The sequence below is a fragment of the Pleomorphomonas oryzae DSM 16300 genome, from assembly GCF_000422965.1.
Classification (GTDB): Bacteria; Pseudomonadota; Alphaproteobacteria; order Rhizobiales; family Pleomorphomonadaceae; genus Pleomorphomonas; species Pleomorphomonas oryzae.
Window position 1 is genome coordinate 86,611 of sequence record NZ_AUHB01000009.1, and the last position, 20,692, is coordinate 107,302.

Here is a 20,692-nt window from a genome sequence, read left to right on the forward strand (position 1 = left end):
TTCATCCGGCGCTCAGGTTTGCCAATGGCGGCACGGCATCAATAGCGCATTTCGGACGAGAAGACGAGAAACATGAAACCCAGCTTCATGTTCCCCTCAGCCGGCATCATATTTCGCAGACTCGCTTTCCGAGCGGAAGTGCGACCGCTCAAACAGCAGCACCACCACCAGCGCCATCACGAAGGGAATGATGAGGTAAAACAGGCGAAACACCAGGAGGGCGGCAATGACGTCAGCATCGCCCATATCCGGCAGGCCCATGACGAACATCAGCTCCAATACGCCGAGGCCGCCGGGCACATGCGAGATCAGCGCGGCAGAAAACGACATCAGAAAAATGCCCAGCACGATGAAGTAGCCGGGATTGCCGGCTTCCGGCAGGGCGAAATAGATGATGCCGGCCGCCCCCAGCAACTCGCTGGCGCCGACGGCGATCTGTGACAGCGTCACGTGCAATGACGGATAGACGATGGCGAAGCGACCGAGATGAAGCGGCCGCAGCCGCATGACGCTCCCGAACAGATAGAGCGCCACCAGGAACAGCAAGAAAACGCCGGTTGCCCGCGATGCCGAGATCGGCAAGAGGTCGCCAAAGCGAAGGAGGACGTCCGGGTCGAGCACCAGGACGAAGCCGATCAGCGTCACCGTACCCAAAATGAAGGTGAACGAGCAGAAGGCGATGAGGAGGCCAATCTCCGCCGTCGACAGCCCCTTGGTCGAATAGGCGCGATAGCGCACTACCCCACCGGACACCACCGAAGCCCCGATGTTATGCGACAGCGCATAGGTGGTGAATGAGGAGATGGTGATGAACAGCCAGTCGATTCGCTTGCCGAGATGGAGCAGCGCCACCCGGTCGTAACCGGCCAGTGCCGTATAGGCGACCAGCGTGGAGATGCCGGCAAGAACCCAATGAAGGGCCGGAATGGCCGCGAGGCTGGCGCCGACCTTTTCCAGGGAAAGCCCGTGGAGCTCCCGAAGAAGAAGCCAGACGGAAAGCACAATCGTCGCCGTCGCCACCGTCGGCCAGAAATAACGCTTCAGCTTCATTCGCTCCGGCCGCTTTGACGCACCTCGTCTCGATGAAAAGGTCCGAAGACCTCGGCGAAGCACCCAGTTTACGAGCGGCGATGGGACCGGATCAATCCTCAAGAAGACATTCGACGGGAAAAGGTGCCTGAGCCCCCATCAGAAAACTTGAGTTTGCGATAGCACAAAGAAGACTGGACCGGCCCGAAGCAAACTGCGAACTGTTTGCAACTGAGTCGGGAGTGCGTTGTGGGCCGGTGGAGAGGCATGGCGAGGAGCATGGTAACGCTGGTGGCCACGCTGGCCCTGGCGCTGCAGCTCATTCTACCGATGCCGCAACCGGCCGCCGCTTCCACGCCAGGCACCGTCATCTGTCATTCGGAGCCCGCATCTCCTCACCATGGCGGCAAGCATGGTGCGCCGTCCGGCCAAGCCGGCTGCGACTGGTGCATGCTCTGCGGCAAGCTCGGCACGGCGGTCGGGCCACTCGACAGAGTCGCCAGCCTACCGCAGCGCGTCGAGGCGCCGGTTGCTGTCTTTGTCGTTACCGCCGATCTCGGCCATGGCATCAGCTGCCCGCGATCAGGGCCTCTCGGAGCCCGGGCACCACCTGGAACCGTATGATCGGATCACACCCATCATTCGACTCCAAGGACCCAATTCCCATGACCAAGACCAAACTGGCTGCTCTCGGAGCCGCCGCGCTGCTCATTGTTGCCCCTGTTACTGCCCTCGCCCACGTCACTCTGGAAGCCTCGCAGGCGACAGTCGGCTCCACCTACAAGGCCGTGCTGCGTGTGCCCCACGGCTGCGCCGGCGCCGCCACGCTGAGAGTGCGGGTGCAGATCCCCGAAGGGTTCATCGCGGTCAAGCCCATGCCCAAGGCGGGCTGGAGCCTCGACCTCACCAAAGGCAAGTATGAGCAGAGCTACGATCTTCACGGCGCCAAGGTGACCGATGGCGTGAAGGAGCTCTCGTGGAGCGGTAATCTGCCCGATGACTATTATGAGGAGTTCATCTTCCGCGGCACGCTGACCAGCGCCTTCGCGGCCGGCACCACGGTCTATTTCCCTGTGGTGCAGGAATGCGATGGCGGCAAGGTCGAACGCTGGATCGAGATCCCGGCCGACGGCAAGACCTCCGATGACTACGAGTCACCGGCGCCAGGCGTCAAGATCATCGCACCTGCCAAGTGATTGACGGGCGGCGCGTGAAAATCGCGCCGCCTTTTTCAAGGACGCTCCGATGCTGCGTTTCCTCGCAAGGCTCGCTCTCGTCGTCGCCGGCTGTGCGATGCTGGCTGGCCCATGCTTCGCCCATGCCACCCTTATCGGCAGCGAGCCTGCCGAGAGCAGCATCGTCGCCACGGCACCCGGCGCCGTGCGGCTTTCCTTCAACGAGCCGGTCACTCCCCTGGCGATCAGGCTGTTCGATCCCGCCGGCGAAAGCATCGACCTTACGCCGACGGCTGAGGATAGCGATCTCATTGTGAAGCTGCCGGTGGCACGTGGCGAAGGCACCTATGCGCTCAGCTGGCGCGTCGCCTCGGCCGACGGCCACCCGATCGGCGGCACGTCGACCTTCTCCGTGGGGCATGCCAGCCGTCGCGCTGCCACCGAGAGCGGAATGTCCGATGCAATGGAATTCCTCATCTGGCTGGCGCGGGTCGGTATCTACATTGGCTGGATCGGCGGCGTCGGTGGGGCCTTGTTCCTGACGATCATTGCCGCCGGGAAGCGCCCGGCCGTGGCGGATCGTACGGTTGCTGTCCTTCTTGGTCTCGGCGCCATCGCGACGGCGTCGTCATTCGGTCTGCAAGGGCTCGACGAGCTCGGCAAAGGCCTTGCCGAGCTTGGCGGTACGACCCCGTGGGTTGCCGGCTTGCAATCCCGCTATGGGGAAACGCTGTGGCTCGGTGCTTTGGCTCTCCTCCTCGCCGCCGTTGCCCTTCGCCTGTCCGTGCGCCCGATTGCCGCAACTGTCGCCTCAGCGGCGCTTGTCATCGTGGCGTTCGCTCTGACGCTCAGCGGCCACGCCAGCACGGCGGCGCCCGTTTGGCTGGCGCGCCCTACCCTCGGCCTGCATGGCGCTGCGGTGATGGTTTGGGGTGGCTCGCTGCTTCCCCTGCTGATCCTTGTGGCAACGCGTCAGGAAAATGCCGGCCGAACCGCGCTTCGGCTATCCGGTCTCTTGTTGCCGACCGTTGCCGTGCTGGCGCTGACCGGCCTAACGCTTGCCTATTTGCAAGACGTGACCGCCGCCAGCCTGATCGGAACGGATTACGGCCGCCTTCTGGCGGGCAAACTGGTGTTCGTGCTGTGCATGCTGGCCATCGGCGCCTTGAACCGCCGCATCCTCGTGCCTCGAGCGACCACCGGCGGCGAGGCTCCATTTCGACAGTTGCGGCGGGTACTCACCGTGGATGTCTGTCTGTTGCTGGCCGTTATCGCCGTCGTCGCGGGCTGGCGCTTTACCCCGCCGCCGCGCAGCATTGCTGCGGCAGAAGCCGCGCTCCGTCATCGCCAGATGCTGCATATCCACACGGCCAAGGGCATGGCGATGATCCAGCTTACGGATCACGGCGGCCTCGACATCCGATTGAGCACCGCCAACGGCCGACCGCTGGTCGCGCAGGAGGTTCGGGTGAGCCTTGCCAATCCCGCCGCCGGCGTCGAGCCTTTGCAGCGGCAAGCCACACGCATCGAGGACGGGCACTGGCGCGTCGACGGGCTGACATTCCCAGTCGGCGGGGCCTGGATCGTTCGGCTCAACGTACTGATCAGCGATTTTGAAAGCCTGCCTCTCGAAGGGACGCTGACGGTTCCCTGACTTGATGCAATCGGTTGCGCCGCCTTCATGCGGGGGAACCGGGCCGTCCTCCGGCAGTTTCCATTGGCAGTCGGAGGGTCGTCGATGGCAACCCATACGTTCTGGAGAGGCTACCTGAAGCTGTCGCTCGTCACCTGCCCGGTGACCATGCGACCGGCCACTAGTGAATCCGATCGGGTTCGCTTTCACGTCCTCAATGCCAAGACGGGCAACCGGATCATCAGCCGCTATGTCGATGCCGAAACCGGCAAGCCGGTCGATGAAGACGACGAGGTCAAGGGCTACCCCATCGACGAAGGCGGCAAACACGTCGTCCTGGAGGATGAGGAGATCGAGGCCGTCGCGCTGGAAAGCACGCACACGATCGACATCGATATGTTCGTTCCCGCCGATTCCGTCTCCTGGGTCTATTACGACCAGCCGCACTATCTCCTGCCGAGCGACCCTGTCGGCGAGGAAGCCTTCGCGGTCATCCGCGAGGCGATGGCATCAACCAAGACAGTGGGGATTTCGCGCCTGGTGCTTTATCGGCGGGAAAGAGCCGTTCTTCTCGAGCCGCGCGGCAAAGGCATCGTCGTCTGGACGCTGCGCTACGGCGACGAGGTGAGACCAGAGAAGGACTATTTCGACAAGATCGACGGCGGCAAGGTCGAGCCGGATTCCATGAAGCTGGTGAAGGAGCTGATCGACAAGAAAACTGTGCCCTGGGCTCCCGACATGGTTTCGGACCCGGTGCAGGAAAAGCTCCTCGACATCATCTCGGCCAAGAAGAAAAAACGGAAACGTCCCGCCAAAGCCAAGGCAAAACCGGAGGCGGAGGAGAAGCCGAGCAACGTCATCAACATCATGGATGCGCTGCGCAAAAGCGTCGCCTCGGAGAAGAAGGGCAAGTCGAGATAAGGATGCCGCCCCTCTCTCAGCTCGCTTTTCTTCGCTTCTTCCCGGCCTCCAGAGGCACCGCCGCCGCCCGGAAGCCTTCCCACGGATCGGATGTCATGGCCGCCAGCCGCGCCGGTAGGTTGGAAATCGTGAAATAGGCTGGGCCGATGCCGGGCTCCAGTTCCTCCCATGTGATCGGGGTCGAGACGGCTGCACCCGGCCGCGCGCGGGTTGAATAAGGCGCCACCGCCGTCTGGCCCCGCTGATTGCGGAGGTAGTCGATGAGAATCTTGCCGTGCCGCTTCGACTTGGTGATCGTCGCAACGAAACGGTCCGGGCTGTCGGACGCCATGGCTTCGGCCAGCGACTTGGTGAAGGCCTTGATCTCCGGCCATTCGGCCGATGGCTTCAGCGGCGCAACGACGTGCAGACCCTTGCCGCCCGACGTTTTCACGAACGGGTTAAGACCGGCATCCATAAAGCGCTGCCGAACCTCCTGCGCAGCGTCGAGCACGGACTGCCATGGCACATCCTCGCCCGGGTCGAGATCCATGATGATGGTGTCGGGCCGTTCCCAGTCGGCGATCGTCGAACCCCAGGGATGGATTTCCAGCGTGGCGGCCTGAATGAGTCCCATCATGCCGTCGAGATCGTTGATGCTGACCCATGGTTCCTCGCCGGGGTCCTTCGGATCGGCGACGGTGACGATATTCGGGTTCAGCCCCTTCCAGGCATGTTTTTGGAAAAACCGCTCGCCCTTGATGCCGTTGGGACAACGAAGAAGGGCCAGGGGGCGGCCGACGACATAGGGTCCCATCAGGCGCCATACGTCGGCATAGAAGTCCGCCAGCCGCTCTTTGGTGATGCCCTCTTCCGGCCAGTAGAGCCGGTCGGGATGGGTGAGCTTGACGGTTCGGCGCGGCGTCTGCGGCGCCTTGGCATTGGTGGCTTTCGGAATCTCACGCATGATTTCCTGCGCTGGCTTGTCCTCGCGCAGCCCTCTGAAAGACGCGTGGCGGAGATGGCCGTCGGCGGTCCAGGCCCGGAATTCGACCTCGGCGACCAGTTCTGGCCGAACATACCTGACGCCTCGGCGTTCGTCGGCCGTCAAGGCGTTTTCGAACGGCTTCTCGTCCGTCCGCAGGCGCTCGAGTTTGGTTTGGAGAAGCTCGGCGACCTGAGCGCCGAAGCCGGTACCAACCCGCCCCACGTGGTGAAGCTTGCCATCCTCATAGACGCCGAGAGCAAGTGAGCCGATGGCCTGGCGCGATACCGTCGACGGAACATAGCCGCCGATGACGAACTCCTGCCGTGCCGAGCATTTCGACTTGACCCACGACTTCCCTCGCCCCGGACGGTAGGGCGCGTCGCGCAGCTTCGAAACAATGCCTTCCAGACTGAGGCGACAGGCGTGCTGAAGCACCATCGCACCGCTCTCTTCCAGATGCCCACTGAAGCGGATGATGCCGTTGTCCTGGGGGATGAGCTTTTCAAGAAGATTCTTACGTTTGATCAGCGGCAGGCGTTGCAGATCAAAGCCATCGAGGTAGAGCAAATCGAAGACGTAGAAGACGAAGCGATCGGTTCGATCGGCGCTCAGGTCAGCCTGAAGGGCTGAGAAATCCGTCGCTCCGGAAGCCGTCTCCACCACCAGTTCGCCGTCGATGATGGCCGAGCCCATCGGCAGCTCCTGAAGAGCCGAAAGAACGGTCTTCCCGAACCTCTTGGTCCAGTCCAGCCCGCTGCGGGTCAGGAGCTTGACCCGTCCAGCCTCGATATGGGCGAGAAGGCGATAGCCATCGAACTTGATCTCGTGCAGCCATTTCTCGCCCGTCGGCGCGGACGATACCAGCGTCGCCAGCATGGGCTCGACAAAGTCCGGCATGGGCGCCTTCTTGGCCCCTTTGATCTCGGCCGGATCCGGAATGTCGGTATCAACGTCGAGTTCCGGGTCGGCCGGAACCGATTTGGCCTTCGCAGTGGACTTTCTCGGTTTGCGGATCTTGGTTGGCTTCGCGGCAGCATTCTCCGCCACCTCTTCCAGATCTCGCCCGGTTTTCACCGATTCCGGGCGCTCTTCGAGAATGTCGGCGTCGGTCTCTTCACGAGCGAACTCATCCTCGCCCTTGATCAGCAGCCAGTTTTCCCGCTTCTCGCCCGGCTTGCCGTGCATGCGCACGAGATGCCAGCGCCCGGTCAGCTTCTCGCCGGTGAGCTCGAATTCCATGTGCCCTTTTGCATAGCCCTTGTGGGCATCGCCGATGGGCGACCATGTGCCCCGGTCCCAAAGAACAACCGTGCCGCCACCATATTCCCCCTTGGGAATCGTGCCTTCGAAGTTGCCATATTCGAGGGGATGATCCTCGACGTGGACGGCGAGGCGCTTCTCGCCGGGAACGAGGCTGGGGCCCTTGGTGACGGCCCAGCTTTTGAGGACACCGTCCATTTCCAGGCGGAAATCGTAGTGCAAGCGCGTGGCATCGTGCTTCTGGATAACGAAGGCCTTCCCTTCGGCTGAAGCAACCCCGCCTTCGGGTTCCGGCGTCGACTTGAAATTGCGTTTCTGACGGTAGGTTTCGAGAGCCATCGTCAACCTGCCTTCCTGCGCGATCCGGACCGCTTTGCTGATTTTTCTTTCGACGACTTGATGCCGGCGCTTTCGCGGAGAGCGGCCATGAGGTCGATGACCTTTTCTTCCTTGGGCTCCTTCCGCCGCGGGACTTTCTTGCCCTCGATCTTCGCCTTCACCACTTCGGCCAGTGCCGCCTCGTAGCGGTCGTCAAATTGGGTGATGTCGAAGCTGCCCATCTTGGTGTCGATGATGTGCTCGGCGAGGTCGAGCATTTCGCCCTTGATCTTCAGATCGGGCACCTCGCGAAATGCATCCTCAGCCGCGCGGACTTCGTAATCGAAGTTGAGGGTCGTGGCGATCAACCCATCCTCGTGCGGCCGGATCAGCAAGGTGCGAACGCGGCGAAACAGCAGAGTACGGGCGATGGCGGCCACCTTCTGCTCCCGCAGGCCATCTCTGATGAGGACGTAGGCTTCCTCGGCAATGCGATCCGACGGCGCGAGATAATAAGGCTTGTCGAAATAGACGTCGTCGATCTCGCGACAACCGATGAAGGCAGAGACGGAAAGTGTCTTGTCGCTTTCGGGAACGGCGGCGCTGACTTCATCGGGCGTCAGCTCGATGTAGTTGCCCTCGCTGAGCTCGTAACCCTTGACCTGGTCCTCGCGGTCGACAGGCTTCTCAGTTTCGGAGTCGATGTACTGGCGCTCGACGCGATGTCCGGTCGCTCGGTTGAGCGTGTGAAAGACGATGCGTTCGGAGGTGGATGCCGCCGTATAAAGCGAGACAGGGCATATGACCTCGGCGATCTTCAGAACGCCTTTCCAGTTCGCCCGTGGTGCCATGGGTCTCGTTCCGCTTTCGAGGGGCCGGCGTCAATCGCCGTCTTCGAAATAGGAACTCATGGGCGGGATTTGCGGTTCCGATTATCCCCCCAGTACCGACATCTGCCTTTTCAGCGCGGGCTCGTGCCCCGGACTGGTTCCAAATTCATGGGATTTCGGCTTGGCTGCCACCGCGCAGCGGATGGCCTCTTCCAGTCTGGCCATGCCACCCTGCTCGCGAACAATCGACCGCAGATCGGTGGAGTCATCGTGACCGAGGCAGGTGTAGAGCGAGCCGGTGGCGCTCAGGCGCAGACGATTGCAGTTCTCGCAGAAGCAATTGCTCAAGGCGGTGATAAAGCCGATCCGGCCGCCGGTCTCTTCGATGCGGGCGTAGCGCGCAGGACCACCGGTTACCTCATCGGTATCCGTCAGTGTCCAACGACGCTCAATGATCCGCCGAAGTTCGCCGAGCGGAAGATAATGATCGGCGCAGTTGGATTTGACCTCGCCGAGCGGCATGGTCTCGATGAAGGTGATATCGAGTTGGCGGTCCTGGGCGAACTGAACAAGCGCGTCGGCATCGCCCTCAATATAACCCTTCTGAGCCACGGTATTGAGCTTGATCGCCAGACCGGCGTCGCGGGCGGCATCGATGCCTTTCAGAACCGCATCGAGATGGCCACCGCTGGTGATCTCGGCGAACCTGTCGCGGTCCAGCGTATCGAGCGAAACGTTCAGGCGGCGGACGCCGCATGCCGCCAGATCGCGGGCGTATTTAGACAGCAGGGTGCCATTGGTCGTCACGCAGAGTTCGTCGAGATCGCCGCTTCGAAGATGCCGCGACAGCCCCTCGAAGAGATGCATGACCCCCTTGCGCACCAGGGGCTCACCGCCGGTAATCCTGACCTTTCGGACGCCGCAGGCGACAAAGGCGGAGGTTATAAACTCCAGCTCTTCAATGGTCAGGACATCCCGATGGGGAGAGAACGATACCTCGCCCGCCATGCAATAGCCGCAGCGCAAGTTACAGCGGTCAGTCACCGATACCCTGAGGTAAGTGATCGCTCGGCCGAAGCCGTCAACGAGTCCAGACCGCATGTTTCACTCTCTACTGTCTCTGGGACGCCGCTTGTGCGAAAGCGGCGTCCGGTCGCTGGGCTCTCTGCAGACTGTCGTCAGGCGTTGGGATCGTTGGCGTTCGGGAAGAACAGCTGCTTGTCGCCGATATGATAGCCGGCGATCACCGCCTGCCCTTCCGGCGAGACCAGCCAGTCGATAAAGGCTTGGCCGTCGTTGACCTTGACGGTGGGAATTTTCGCCGGGTTGACCAGCATGACGCCATATTGGTTGAACAGCTTCTTGTCGCCTTCGACCACAACGCCGAGATCGCCCTTGTTGGCGAAGGCTATCCAGGTGCCACGATCCGACAGCGTATAAGCGGCCATGGCGTTCGCCGTGTTGAGCGTCGCGCCCATGCCCTGACCGATCTCCCGGTACCATTCGCCCCGGACGGCTTGCAGATCGACGCCAGCCACCTTCCAGAGATTGAGTTCGGCGGTGTTGGTACCCGACTTGTCGCCGCGCGACACAAAGGGCGCCTTCTTGTCGGCAATGGTCTTGAAGGCGGCCGCGACATCCTTGCTGCCGCTGATGCCGGCCGGGTCGCTCTTGGGGCCGACCACGACGAAGTCGTTATACATCACCGGATAGCGCTTCACGCCGAAGCCATCAGCAAGGAATTTGAGTTCCTGCGCCTTGGCATGCACGAACACCACGTCGGCATCACCGCGACGAGCCGTGTCGAGCGCCTGGCCGGTGCCCTGGGCGATGACCTTCACCGTAATACCGGTCTTGGCGGTAAACGCCGGCAGCAGAACGTTGAAGAGACCCGAATCCTGGGTCGAGGTCGTGGAAGCGACGGTAATGAACCGATCTTCGGCGTGAGCCGACCATGACAATCCGATGGCGACCAGCGCCGACGCGGCGGCTTGAACGAAGGTGCGGCGTAGCATTGAGATTTCTCCGGTTTTGCGGGGTTGATCGATACTCACCAGAACAGGCGGTGTTCGAGAAAGGCTTGGGCTTCGACGGTTTTGGGGTTGTTGAAGAAGCTTTGCGTGTCGCTCTCTTCAACGAGCCGACCGTTGTGAAAGAAGAAGATCACGTCGGCGAACCGGCGGGCCAGCCCGAGGTCGTGGGTTGTCAGAACCAGCGTGACGCCGCGCTCGTACAGGATTTCCAGCATGTCCTCGATCTGGTGGCTGGCCGTCGGATCGAGCGACGAGGTTGGCTCGTCAAGAAACAGCAGGTCGGGATTGAGGCTGGCAGCGCGGGCGATCGCCAGCCTCTGCTGCTCACCGCCCGACAAAACACGCGCCGGCACATCTGCCAGGGAAGCCAGACCAAACTGGGCCATCGTCTCGGCGGCGATGCGCCGCCGCTCCGACCAGCCGACCCCGGCCATCGCCAGCGCATGGGTGAAATTGGCGCGTACCGAGCGGCGCAACATCACCGGCTTCTGGAACACCATGGCCTGCCTGCGCCGGATCTCTGACGCCGGCCTTGGGCTGGTATATTCGATGCTGCCGGCCGTGGGCGGGACCAATCCGTGGCAAAGCTTGAGAAAGAGCGTCTTGCCGGCCCCGTTCGGACCGAGAACGACGTTGCGTTTGCGGTTCTGAATCCGGGCGACAGGAACATCGAGCAGAACGCGCCCGTCCTTTTCCAGCCGGAGATCTCGCACGACGAGCGGTAACAGAGAGGTCGTATCGCGCATCAGCTTTTCCCTGAAAACCGCGCGCCGACGCGCGAGATGCCATAGGCGAGACCATTGATCGCCAACGTGAGGCTCATGAGAATGACACCGAGCGCCATGGCGAGCGGCAGATCGCCTTTGGAGGTCTCAAGCGCGATCGAGGTGGTCATGGTTCGGGTGAAGCCGGCGATATTGCCGCCAACGATCAGGATCGCGCCAACTTCGGCGCTGGCCCGGCCGAGGCCGGCCAGCATGGTCGTCACCAAGGAGAAACGCGCGTCCCACAACAGTGTCGGAATTGAGCCCAGCCGTCCGGCACCAAGCGATGTGAGATGGTCTTGGTATTCGGTCCAAAGGTCTTCGATCGTCTGCCGAGTGAGTGCCACGACGATCGGCAGCACCAGAACGAACTGCGCGATCATCATCGCTTTCGGGGTGAACAGAAGACCCAATCCGCCAAGTGGCCCGGAGCGCGACAACAGCAGGAAGATCGCTAGTCCCGCGACGACGGGGGGAAATCCCATCAGCGTATTGACCAGAACGATGACGATCGTCCGCCCCGGAAACCGCGCCAAAGCCAGGCCGGCGCCGAGCGGCAGACCGACAAGTCCAGCGAAGGAGACGGCGGTAATTGTAACGCCCAACGATAGCAAGACAATCTCAAGAAGACGACCACCGCCTCCACCGATCATAGACAAAACAGAAGATAAGATTGTCGCATCCTGCAGCATATGGCTTTCCACGTAGTGTCTATCCGAGGCCTTATTCCGTCATTACCTCACTGTCCTGATTGATATCTCATCACGTAAACTTTAAAGTTTAGGAATATAGACCTTAGATCAACAGACCCGCGATCCCTACCCTCTTAATACATTCAGTAAAATTCTACTTCGTGCGCTCGACGCGCAATGAAGCGTGGTTGCCTGATGAGCTGCTGGCGGGATTATCCTCTTCATCCTGCCGTAAAACCTCCGCGCATAACCCCACTTACATTGGGTTCACGCGAAAGGCTGTCGTCCAGGCGACACGGTCGGACCCGTACGGTTTATTGCGAAGGTCGGGGCGATCGTGTTGCGAGCGAAAACTGCGCCGTGGGGCCGCACTTCAGCCGAGTTTTTACAGACAACAAAATACGTCCGAGCAGGCGTCGGACAGCAGGTATTGCCCAAAGCCCATGGTCATCAATGCGAGCGTTGCAATTCTGCTCGGAGGCTTTCGATGTCGGAGATGACGAGGCTGCGAGGGGTCGGACGGAAGATATCGCCGGCACGGATGAGCTCGGCGAGAACCGTAGAAACGGATTGGCGGGCTGCTCCGATGGCCATTGCAAGCTCATCGCCGATCGGCGCGGTGTCGATCACGACTCCAGCCGATGTTTTCCGGCCGTCGCGTTCGGCCAAAGTGCAAATATAGCGGATAACCCGGTAGCGCACGCTCCGGAATGCCATGTCGCCGACCATCGATAATGAGCGACCCAGCAGTCCCTCGATGACCGACAGCACGCAGCGACCAAACTCGGGGTATTGTCGCGCCAGCCTTTGAAACAGCGCCCTTGGGATGATGGCCACGTCGCCTTCACTGCAGACTTCGACGGCAAGATCGGCCCCAAGGGGCAAAGCATCGCCGCAACCGAGGGTGAAAAGGGTCAATTCCCGGCCTTCATGCGAGGCGAAACAACGGTATCGACCGGAGGCAAAGACCAGGATGGCCTCACCGCACTGGTCTTGAAGATTGGCGCCGTAAATGAGCTGCCCCGCCTTCATCTTGCGGAATCTCAGTGTTCCTCGATCCGGCATGTTTTCCAGGGCCAGATGGGGACGCACAGCCCGTTCATTTGCATCGCTGTCGATGCGCGCTTCCGGGTCGAGGGCGGAAACCGATTTTGGAGGCAGTTGCAGGCGCGCGAAGAACTCCCGGCCATCGGTTGAGCGAAGGTTGCTTCTGCCCGGGGCCGCCATCCGATCGACGGTGTCGTATCCGGTCGCGAAAAGCTCTTCGAACCGGGCCATTCCGACCGCCGACCAATCATGGCCGACGAGTTCCAGAGCCGCCCGGTTGGCTCCAACCAGGCGATCGTCGTCGAACGCCAGTAGCCCGTCGCGAATACCGCCGAAAAGATGCTCACTCGAATGGAAGCGAAGCTTCATCTGCCGAGGAAAACGCTGCTCGAACAAGCGCCGCTCGATTTCGAGCACCGACCGCCGGAGCAACAGCAAAAGATGGTCGTGAGCAACCGCGAGAGACGTCGAGACATCCAGAACGCCAGCCAGCACACCGGAGGGATCGAGGATCGGCACAGCGGAGCAACTGATGGACGTGTTGAGACAGAACAGATGCTCGGCGCCGACGATCGTGAGGGCGGTTCTCTCCAAGGCCGCCGTGCCAATGGCGTTGGTCCCGATCGCCTCTTCCGACCAGTCGAAACCCTCATTCAGCCCTAACCGATCGGCCTCCATGGAGAAGGAACCGTCGCCCTGGCGCCCCAGCACGATGCCCGACGGGTCGGTCAGGATGACAACGCCTCCCTGCCCGCTCAGTTCCTGACCAAGCGAAGCCATTTCCTCCCTGGCTGCGATGATCAGATCGCCATTGCGCTCCTTGAGGCTTCTGAGCCCGGGTTCAGCAAGCCGGTCGCGTTGTCTGCTCAGCGTCGGCGGCGCAAAGCCGAAATGACTGCTTCGCTGCCAGGATCGGACCAGCGGCGATGGCACGCCTTCCGGCACGGTGCCGGTGGACAGGAAGTGCGATCGCACCGCCTGGATCTGACCGCGGTGCGACCAGCGGCAATGATCGCCGGTCTGATGGTGATGCCGTACCGGAGAATGGCTGTGCCGGCAGTCCGACGCGCCTGCAAAGGACGATCGGCATTCCGGAACATCATTTCTGAGCGACAAATTCATCAGGCCCCATCCCTTATGCCGACGAGGACAGTCATCAGTTGAGCTGGCTATAGGCGTAAAACGCGATCGGATCGCCGGTTCTGACGTCCGTGCAATCCTCGGGAAGTTCCACCATTCCATCCGTTCTGGTCAGGGAGGTGAGAACGCCCGCACCGTCGACCGGATACTTCCGAGCGATGGTCTGTCCGTTCAATTGTTCGAGCGACACCCGCACGTATTCGCGCCGGCCGGCCTTCTTCTTGTAGTCGAAACCGGAGAGAACGGTCATGGCGGGAAGTGGCGATGGCTTTCCCCCGGAAAGAGCCGTCACCAGGGGCCGCAGTACGTGCGCAAACGTGACGAAAACCGCCACCGGATTGCCTGGCAGACCGATGAGGGGCGTCCCGTTGATGACCCCCATGGCCAGCGGCCGCCCCGGCTTGATACCAAGCCGCCAGAAGACGATCGAACCGCTCGCCGCGATGGCTGCCCGCACATGATCCTCTTCACCGGTCGAGACGCCGCCCGATGTCACGATCAGGTCGTGCGCGCGGGTGGCGGCGCCGAGGCGTTCGGCCGTGGTATCGCGATTGTCGGGAAGGATGCCGAGATCGGAAACTTCACACCCGGCGCGTTTCAGCATCACCTGCAACGAAAAGCGGTTGGAATCATAGATCGCCGCTGCACCCAGCGCCTGTCCCGGATCGCGCAGCTCGTTGCCGGTCGAGAACACGGCCACCCGTGGGCGCCTTCGGACCGCGACGGACGTCACACCAAGCGCGGCAAGCAAGGCAATGTCGCGCGGTTCGAGCCGCCGGCCGGCCGGCACCGCCACGGCTCCGCGCGCGATATCTTCCCCTCGCGGACGCCGGTTGGCGCCTTTGCGGAGCCCGGACGGCAGTTCGACGCGGCCGTCGTCGCGGACAGCCACGTCTTCCTGCATGAAGACGGTGTCGGTTCCCTCTGGCATCGGGGCGCCGGTAAAAATGCGCGCCGCCGTCGCGCGAGCCACACGCTCCGACGCGGCCTCTCCGGCGATGATCCTGACGCTGACCGGCAGCACCGTCGGTCCGCCCGCAATCAGGTCCGCGTGGGCCACGGCGTAGCCGTCGACCGCAGAATTGTCGAACACCGGCAGATCGATCGGAGCGATCACGTCGAAGGCAAGAAAGCGCCCGTCGGCCTCCACCAGACTGACCGTCTCGGTATCGACGATCGGCGGAATTCTGGCAGCAATCAGTTGAAGCGCCTCTTCAACGGGCATCAGATCGTCACCGAACGCGAAGGCATCCGAACTCAACTGCACCATAAACTAGCCTCCGCTCTTTCAAGAACGTCCGTCGCCACGGGCCAAACGCCCGCCGGACGAGACTCCTGCGTAGCCCATCTCGCCCAACGGAAACCTGGCTCTCTCGGCCCGGTAGGCATCCGCGAGCAGCTCGACCGGATGTGACACCGGCTTTTCCTGCATTTGCATGAACTGCAACCGGCAAGCCAGACATTCGGTGACGACCCTGTCAGGAGCCGCCGCATCAATCCTATCGATCAAGCCGCGCCCCATGGCCAGCGATGCGGCATGAAAATCGGTCTTGAATCCCATGATGCCGCCAAGGCCGCAACAGTCCATCGACTGCCCGACCGGTGAAACATCCGAGTGCGGCGCCTTTTCCAGGAGATGGAGCCAGGGGCGCCCCATGTTCTGCTCGCGGAGATGACAGGGCGGGAAATACGACAATTTCTCCGATGGACTCATGGCCGGCAAATGCAGCGCGCCCTCGGCATCAAGGGCGCTAAGGTATTCGCCGAGCTCGAAGACGTGGGCGGCAACCTTGATCCGCTGCCGGGCATCCCAAGCCGCGAAATAGCCGACATCGCCGCGATCTGCCTCGGCATGCAGGCCGAGGTTATAGTTGATCACCCAAGGGGCCAGAAACTCCGACGCAACGCTGCTGGTGCGCCCCGACGGACCAGCGACCTCGTCAGCAAGCGCCTTAACGACCGCCCCGGTATCGCCGCTCAGTTCGGCCGCCAAAGCCCGGATGCGATCACGATAGGCGGGCGAGAACTGCGCATCACGGGCCAGCACCGACTTGAACATGAACGAACAGGTCGGACAGGCGGTGACGATATCATAGCCGTCTTCCACACAGCGCTGCAGGATCGGCAGATTGGCAGCCACCAGATCGAGCGTGAACGGCTTGTCACCTTCGAGAAAAGTAGGCATGCCGCAACACTTCTGCTCCGGCACGTAAACGGTGACGCCGTTCCGCTCGAGAACCTCGATGGTCGCCTTGGCGACGCCGGGAAACATGTAGCGTGCGGTGCAGCCGACGAAATAGGCGACCTTGCGGCCCTCTGCTTGCTTTGGGCGATCGAGGCCGCGTCGAGCAACCCAGCGCGCCAGACGGTCGCGGGGGAAAGACGGCATTTTCCGGTCCGGGTGGACGCCGACCAGCCGCCGGGCCAACCGCCCCAGCAGGGGGCTTTTCATCACGATATCGACCAGCGCCGGAAAGGTGCCGCAGAGCCGCCCGACCAGTTGGACGTTTTCGACGAGACGGGTCGCCAATGGCAGGCCATCCCGCTCGACAAAGGCGTCCTTGGCTCTGCGGATATCGCTCTGAACCGGGCGACAGGGGCACTGGCCGCAGGCGTTGCAAAGGTCAATCAGCTCGGCCAGATCCTGCCCGGACACGGGCTTGCCACCGGACTTCGCCCGGTCGGCAAGATTGAACAGACGCGGGAAATACTGGCACGGCGCATCTTCCATGAGGTCGCGGCACTGCTCGCAGTTGACGCAAGTGGTCATGACCGCCCGCGCCAGACTCTCCGGTTTACCGAGGGTCATTGGCCGCTATCCTTTTTGACGTCGTCTTCATCGGCTGCTGAAAAAGACAGACCGAACGGTTGCGCGGGCTTTGCCTGGCCATGGATGCCGAGCAACAGGCGATGTGGTCCCGGTACGCCCGGCGGAATAAGGGCGACCCGGTCGCCGGGATGGATGATGGCGTCCTCGACGGCGATGGCCGACCGGTTGACGACCAGCGACTCCACGCTGGCGCTGTCGATCGAAAGGAAGCGCAACAGGTCCTCGCCCGTCATGTCGGTTTCGATCTCGGGGAAATGGGGGACCGACCAACCGCGGTCACTGAATAGTTTTCGCAGTCCCATATAGGCGATGAGTTCGATCTGTCCGCCCATCCGCCTCGCTCCTAGGTTTGCCTGAAGGTGGGCGACGCCGGATTTCGGTAGTAGTCGACGATATCGAAGCCCATGTCGCGGATATCGACCATCAGCAGCCGACCGATCAGCGGCTGGCCAACAGCGGTGATCAGCTTCAGCACCTCGCAGGCCGCCAGCGTACCCAGCACGCCGACGACGCTCCCGAGGATGCCGACCTCTGAGCAGGTGAGCGCGGCGGTTTCCGGCTCCCTGGGCATCAGGCATCGCCAACTCGGATTGAGCTGGCCGCCGGCATCCGTCTCATAGGGCAGAAGCGTGGTCAGCGACCCGTAGAACTCGAGCACACCCGCCGTTACCAGCGGCTTGCAGCAGGCGTAAGCCGTGTCTGCCACCAGAAATCGGGTCGGAAAGTTGTCGGTCCCGTCGACGACAATGTCGTAGGCCTTGACGAGCTCACCGACATTTTGGGCATTAAGGCGAAGGGGATGGAGCTCCACGTTGACGTGTGGGTTGATGGCCGCGACCCGCTCGCGGGCGCTCTCGACCTTGAGCTTGCCGACGTTAGCCGTCGAATGCACCACCTGTCGCTGCAAATTGGAAAGGCTGACCGTATCGTCGTCCACCAGACCGAGCGTACCGACCCCGGCGGCGGCGAGATACTCAATCACCGGCGACCCGAGCCCACCGGCGCCGACGCACAGAACACGAGCAGCCTTGAGCTTGTTCTGGCCAGGCCCGCCCACGTCCCGAAGCAGGATGTGTCGGCTGTAGCGCTGGAGTTCCACGTTCGAAAGCAAGGCCAACTCCCCCGACGACCCCTGGCTGAAACGGCTGAGGAGGCCCATTTCGGGGCCTCCTCCACGTTCGTTCCGGTTACTCCACGAGAAGCACGCGTTGGGGGCGCGGCTTCCCGACTAAAACGCCCCTAGGAGGAAACGAGCCTAGCCCCCTCCGAGGAGGGGAAAGAGTGCCAGAACGTCGCCTTCGCTGAGCACGCGGTCGAGTTCGGCCGCGCGCCCATGAATGAAGATCATGCCGATCAGGCCAGGATCGATCTCAAGGTCCGCCGCCACATCGGCAATGGTGGCTCCCGGCGGGTATTGCCGCCGGGCTTCCTTGAAGCGGTTTTCGCGAAAGTTCGCGAACAGTTTGACCGTGATCCACATGATCGTCTCGACTTAGAAGTTCCAGAAGGTTTCCAGTTCCTTCTGCTCCATGTCCCACTTGACGTTATGCGGAGCGATGGCTTCGAGTTCGAAGAACTCCGGCAGACGGTCCTGCTCCGGCCCGATGCCGGCCGCGAGGTTGAACTCGTGCTCGATCTTGAGCACGGTCTTGCCGAGGCCAACGACGTCGTCCATCGTCAGCTTGCCGCCGAACCGGGCATTCAGCATATCGACGACCGCCGGCAGACACTCGGCGATGTCCAGCGCCGGGAAGGCGATGAACAAGCAGAGGCCGGTGGAGTCGACGGCCGCCGTGGCGATCTGCAGATTGCGCGACAGCTCGACCTGCCCTTCGTTGGACAGCGGATCGACCTTGCCGCCGACGTTGAGCACGTTGGTGGCAACGGCATAACCTGCCGTATGATCGGCGCCCTGGGTCGTGGTCGCGTAGGTGACGCCGATGCCCTTGACCGAGCGAGGGTCATAGGCCGGGATCGCTTGGTTCTTGACGACCGGAACGCGCGCAATGCCATAGGTCTTGCCAACATGTCCGGTACCGCCGCCAAGGATGCGGCCGAGCGGCGTCGCCTTGCCGATCTCCTCGCGCAGCATGCGCAGCACTTCCACGCCATCGCCGAACTTGAGAAGGCCGGCTTCCATGGCAACGCCGAACATTACCGGCGTCTCGATGCTGTCGACGCCAAGATCATCCATGACGTTGTCGCACTCGGCGATCAGGTCGAGATTGTCGATCAGGCAGTCGGCGCCATAGGCCCAGATGGTCTCGTATTCAAAGCCGGAGGTGAGATACTTGCCGTCCTTGTCGTTATAGACCTGCGAGCACTGGATCACGCAGCCGAGCGAACAGCCGTGGGTCGGCTCGCCGCCGCGGGCGACGATGGTGTCGTACATGTGCTCGCCCGAGATCTTGTCATGATGCTCGCACTGACCCGACGTGAAGTTGCGGGTCGGCAGGCCGCCGATCTCGTGCAGGATGTTGACCAGCACGGCGGTGCCGTAGGTCGGCAGGCCCTGGCCGGACACCGGATGGTCCTTCAGCGCCTTGGTGAACACCATGTTGGCGGCCTTGAAGGCAGCCGAGTCGACCAGCGGAACCGGGCGGGTGCCCTCCTGATCGATGGTGATGAACTTGACGCGCTTGGAGCCCATCACGGCGCCAAGGCCACCGCGGCCGAAGCTGCGCAGCTTGCCCTCGGGGTCGCGCGTCGAGATATTCGAGATGAGCATCAGGTTCTCACCGGCGGAGCCGATGGTGATGACGCCCTTGTCTTCGCCATAACGGCGGGCAACCGATTCCAGAACCGCGAAGTTGTTCAGCCCAACCGTCTCAGTTTCAGGCTCAACCACCACACCTTCGTTGCTGATGCGGATGTTGTACCAGGTGTCGGTCGCGGCAGGCTGACCCTCGATGATGATCGCCTTGATGTCGAGGCGGCCAAGCATGCGGCCGCAGGTGCCGCCGGCATTGCTTTCCTTGATGGTGCCGGTCAGAGGACTCTTGGCGCCGGCGGACATGCGACCGGCATTACCGGCAGCCGTGCCGGACAGGAGACCGGGGCCGAACACCAGCTTGTTGTTGGGACCGAGCGGATGACAGGTCGGCGGCACTTCGGCCGCAACGATGGTCGACGTCAGGGCGCGCCCGCCGAGGCCGGCCCAAGCGGCCGGGGCTTCATCGATACGAACCGTGAGGTCCGTCATGTTGACGCGAATGACTTTAGGCATGGCTCTTCCTCCAACTGCCGATCCGGAGGGCCCCAAACGCCTCGTGATTTCGGCCTTGCCAAAATGATGGTTGGCAGCGTGAACCTTCACGCTCGCCTGAGCCATCCTTGCCGAAAGTCATCGCACCAAGCAAATCAGATGAAATACGAACCTATACTATTATGTTTTCACCGACATAATTGAATTCGCACAGGCATCAAAAGAATATTACGATCTGTAGTCAGTTATTTTTCTTGGAAATCGGCCCATTCAGAACATAACAGGCCGTTGGAGAGGAATTATACTCTTGAGAACATAATTATCGCGGGAGCCGGAACGCGCGCATGTTCTTTAGTCTAGATCCTGATCCGCGCCCGTAGCTGGGGCGGCAGCCATGACGGCAGCGTCGAGCACGGTCAGATGCGGTGCTGCGGCTTCGCGTGCCAACTGCTCGATGAGGCGATAGCGGCGGACCACATCGCCCCCCAGCTCGGTCAGCGACGCGCCGCCGGCGCTGCCGGTATGCCCGACCACCAGCGGCTGGCCGAAAGCCTTGTTCATATGGTCGATGAGTTCCCAGGCGCGGCGATAGGTCATCTCAAGCTCACGTGCCGCAGCCGATATCGAGCCGGCGCGAGCAATCGCCTCCAGGAGTGAGATCTTGCCTGGGCCGATGCGCGTATCGGCATCCACCCGCAACTGAAAGCGAAGTTCGATCATGGAAGCCCTACTCACGGCGCGCGAAGCATTCGTCGGCATTATCGGCCATGTTGGCCAGGAAAGGCTAGGCCACCTACTTCGCGGTTCAGCCCTCGCCCATTTGGCCTATCAGACCAGACTTTCCGTTA

At 62.0% G+C, this 20,692-nt stretch carries 19 protein-coding genes; 4 read left to right on the forward strand and 15 right to left on the reverse strand.

Features of this window, described 5'->3' with window-relative positions; translation table 11 throughout:
• Window positions 1–96: 96 nt before the first annotated feature.
• Window positions 97–1,050: a putative bifunctional lysylphosphatidylglycerol flippase/synthetase gene (locus G522_RS27105; RefSeq protein ID WP_036839584.1), complete on the reverse strand. Its 954-nt coding sequence runs from the start codon at window positions 1,048–1,050 to the stop codon at window positions 97–99.
• Between the two features lie 246 nt (window positions 1,051–1,296).
• Here G522_RS27105 and G522_RS0115490 point away from each other — a divergent pair, with 246 nt between their 5' ends.
• The 4 genes from G522_RS0115490 (at window position 1,297) to ku (G522_RS0115505) (ending at window position 4,758) form a co-directional block, all read left to right on the forward strand.
• The gene (locus G522_RS0115490) at window positions 1,297–1,653 is read left to right on the forward strand and encodes a hypothetical protein (protein WP_156886947.1); all 357 of its coding nucleotides are present in this window, start codon (window positions 1,297–1,299) and stop codon (window positions 1,651–1,653) included.
• A gap of 41 nt (window positions 1,654–1,694) precedes the next feature.
• Window positions 1,695–2,225 carry a YcnI family copper-binding membrane protein gene (locus tag G522_RS0115495; RefSeq protein ID WP_026791830.1) on the forward strand — a complete coding sequence of 177 codons (531 nt, stop codon included), beginning with the start codon at window positions 1,695–1,697 and terminating at the stop codon, window positions 2,223–2,225.
• Window positions 2,226–2,274: 49 nt separating this feature from the next.
• Window positions 2,275–3,858 (forward strand): copper resistance CopC/CopD family protein, encoded by a 1,584-nt coding sequence (locus tag G522_RS0115500; protein ID WP_051228683.1) that lies wholly within the window; start codon window positions 2,275–2,277, stop codon window positions 3,856–3,858.
• An 84-nt stretch (window positions 3,859–3,942) separates the two neighbouring features.
• Entirely contained in the window at window positions 3,943–4,758 is an 816-nt protein-coding gene (gene ku, locus G522_RS0115505; RefSeq protein WP_026791832.1) for a non-homologous end joining protein Ku, read from the forward strand.
• Between the two features lie 16 nt (window positions 4,759–4,774).
• Here ku (G522_RS0115505) and ligD read toward each other — a convergent pair whose 3' ends face one another.
• The 14 genes from ligD to G522_RS0115575 form a co-directional block, all read right to left on the reverse strand.
• Window positions 4,775–7,324 carry a DNA ligase D gene (ligD, locus tag G522_RS0115510; RefSeq protein ID WP_026791833.1) on the reverse strand — a complete coding sequence of 850 codons (2,550 nt, stop codon included), beginning with the start codon at window positions 7,322–7,324 and terminating at the stop codon, window positions 4,775–4,777.
• A gap of 2 nt (window positions 7,325–7,326) precedes the next feature.
• A complete protein-coding gene (gene ku / locus G522_RS27110; RefSeq protein WP_036839587.1) occupies window positions 7,327–8,154 on the reverse strand; it encodes a non-homologous end joining protein Ku in 828 nt (275 codons plus the stop codon).
• Window positions 8,155–8,235: 81 nt separating this feature from the next.
• Window positions 8,236–9,234, reverse strand: a complete 999-nt coding sequence (gene moaA / locus G522_RS0115520) for a GTP 3',8-cyclase MoaA (RefSeq protein WP_026791834.1) — start codon at window positions 9,232–9,234, stop codon at window positions 8,236–8,238.
• A 77-nt stretch (window positions 9,235–9,311) separates the two neighbouring features.
• On the reverse strand, window positions 9,312–10,148 hold the full coding sequence (locus G522_RS0115525; RefSeq protein ID WP_026791835.1) for an ABC transporter substrate-binding protein: 837 nt from the start codon (window positions 10,146–10,148) through the stop codon (window positions 9,312–9,314).
• 35 nt (window positions 10,149–10,183) lie between these two features.
• On the reverse strand, window positions 10,184–10,912 hold the full coding sequence (locus G522_RS0115530; RefSeq protein WP_026791836.1) for an energy-coupling factor ABC transporter ATP-binding protein: 729 nt from the start codon (window positions 10,910–10,912) through the stop codon (window positions 10,184–10,186).
• Window positions 10,912–11,622 (reverse strand): ABC transporter permease, encoded by a 711-nt coding sequence (locus G522_RS0115535; protein ID WP_425414070.1) that lies wholly within the window; start codon window positions 11,620–11,622, stop codon window positions 10,912–10,914. The genes G522_RS0115530 and G522_RS0115535 overlap by 1 nt, the downstream gene beginning before the upstream one ends.
• A gap of 450 nt (window positions 11,623–12,072) precedes the next feature.
• The gene (locus G522_RS29050; protein ID WP_156886948.1) at window positions 12,073–13,911 is read right to left on the reverse strand and encodes a helix-turn-helix domain-containing protein; all 1,839 of its coding nucleotides are present in this window, start codon (window positions 13,909–13,911) and stop codon (window positions 12,073–12,075) included.
• The gene (locus tag G522_RS0115545) at window positions 13,826–15,079 is read right to left on the reverse strand and encodes a molybdopterin molybdotransferase MoeA (protein ID WP_026791838.1); all 1,254 of its coding nucleotides are present in this window, start codon (window positions 15,077–15,079) and stop codon (window positions 13,826–13,828) included. The genes G522_RS29050 and G522_RS0115545 overlap by 86 nt, the downstream gene beginning before the upstream one ends.
• Before the next feature lie 18 nt (window positions 15,080–15,097).
• Entirely contained in the window at window positions 15,098–16,618 is a 1,521-nt protein-coding gene (locus tag G522_RS0115550) for a heterodisulfide reductase-related iron-sulfur binding cluster (RefSeq protein ID WP_026791839.1), read from the reverse strand.
• Entirely contained in the window at window positions 16,615–16,971 is a 357-nt protein-coding gene (locus G522_RS27120) for a ubiquitin family protein (protein WP_210162933.1), read from the reverse strand. The genes G522_RS0115550 and G522_RS27120 overlap by 4 nt, the downstream gene beginning before the upstream one ends.
• A gap of 11 nt (window positions 16,972–16,982) precedes the next feature.
• Complete coding sequence (locus tag G522_RS0115560) at window positions 16,983–17,798, reverse strand: HesA/MoeB/ThiF family protein (protein WP_051228685.1); 816 nt, start codon at window positions 17,796–17,798, stop codon at window positions 16,983–16,985.
• Window positions 17,799–17,894: 96 nt separating this feature from the next.
• Window positions 17,895–18,119, reverse strand: a complete 225-nt coding sequence (locus G522_RS0115565; RefSeq protein WP_026791841.1) for a MoaD/ThiS family protein — start codon at window positions 18,117–18,119, stop codon at window positions 17,895–17,897.
• 12 nt (window positions 18,120–18,131) lie between these two features.
• A complete protein-coding gene (locus tag G522_RS0115570; protein WP_026791842.1) occupies window positions 18,132–19,865 on the reverse strand; it encodes an aldehyde ferredoxin oxidoreductase C-terminal domain-containing protein in 1,734 nt (577 codons plus the stop codon).
• 330 nt (window positions 19,866–20,195) lie between these two features.
• On the reverse strand, window positions 20,196–20,564 hold the full coding sequence (locus G522_RS0115575; RefSeq protein WP_026791843.1) for a winged helix-turn-helix domain-containing protein: 369 nt from the start codon (window positions 20,562–20,564) through the stop codon (window positions 20,196–20,198).
• Between the last annotated feature and the right edge of the window lie 128 nt (window positions 20,565–20,692).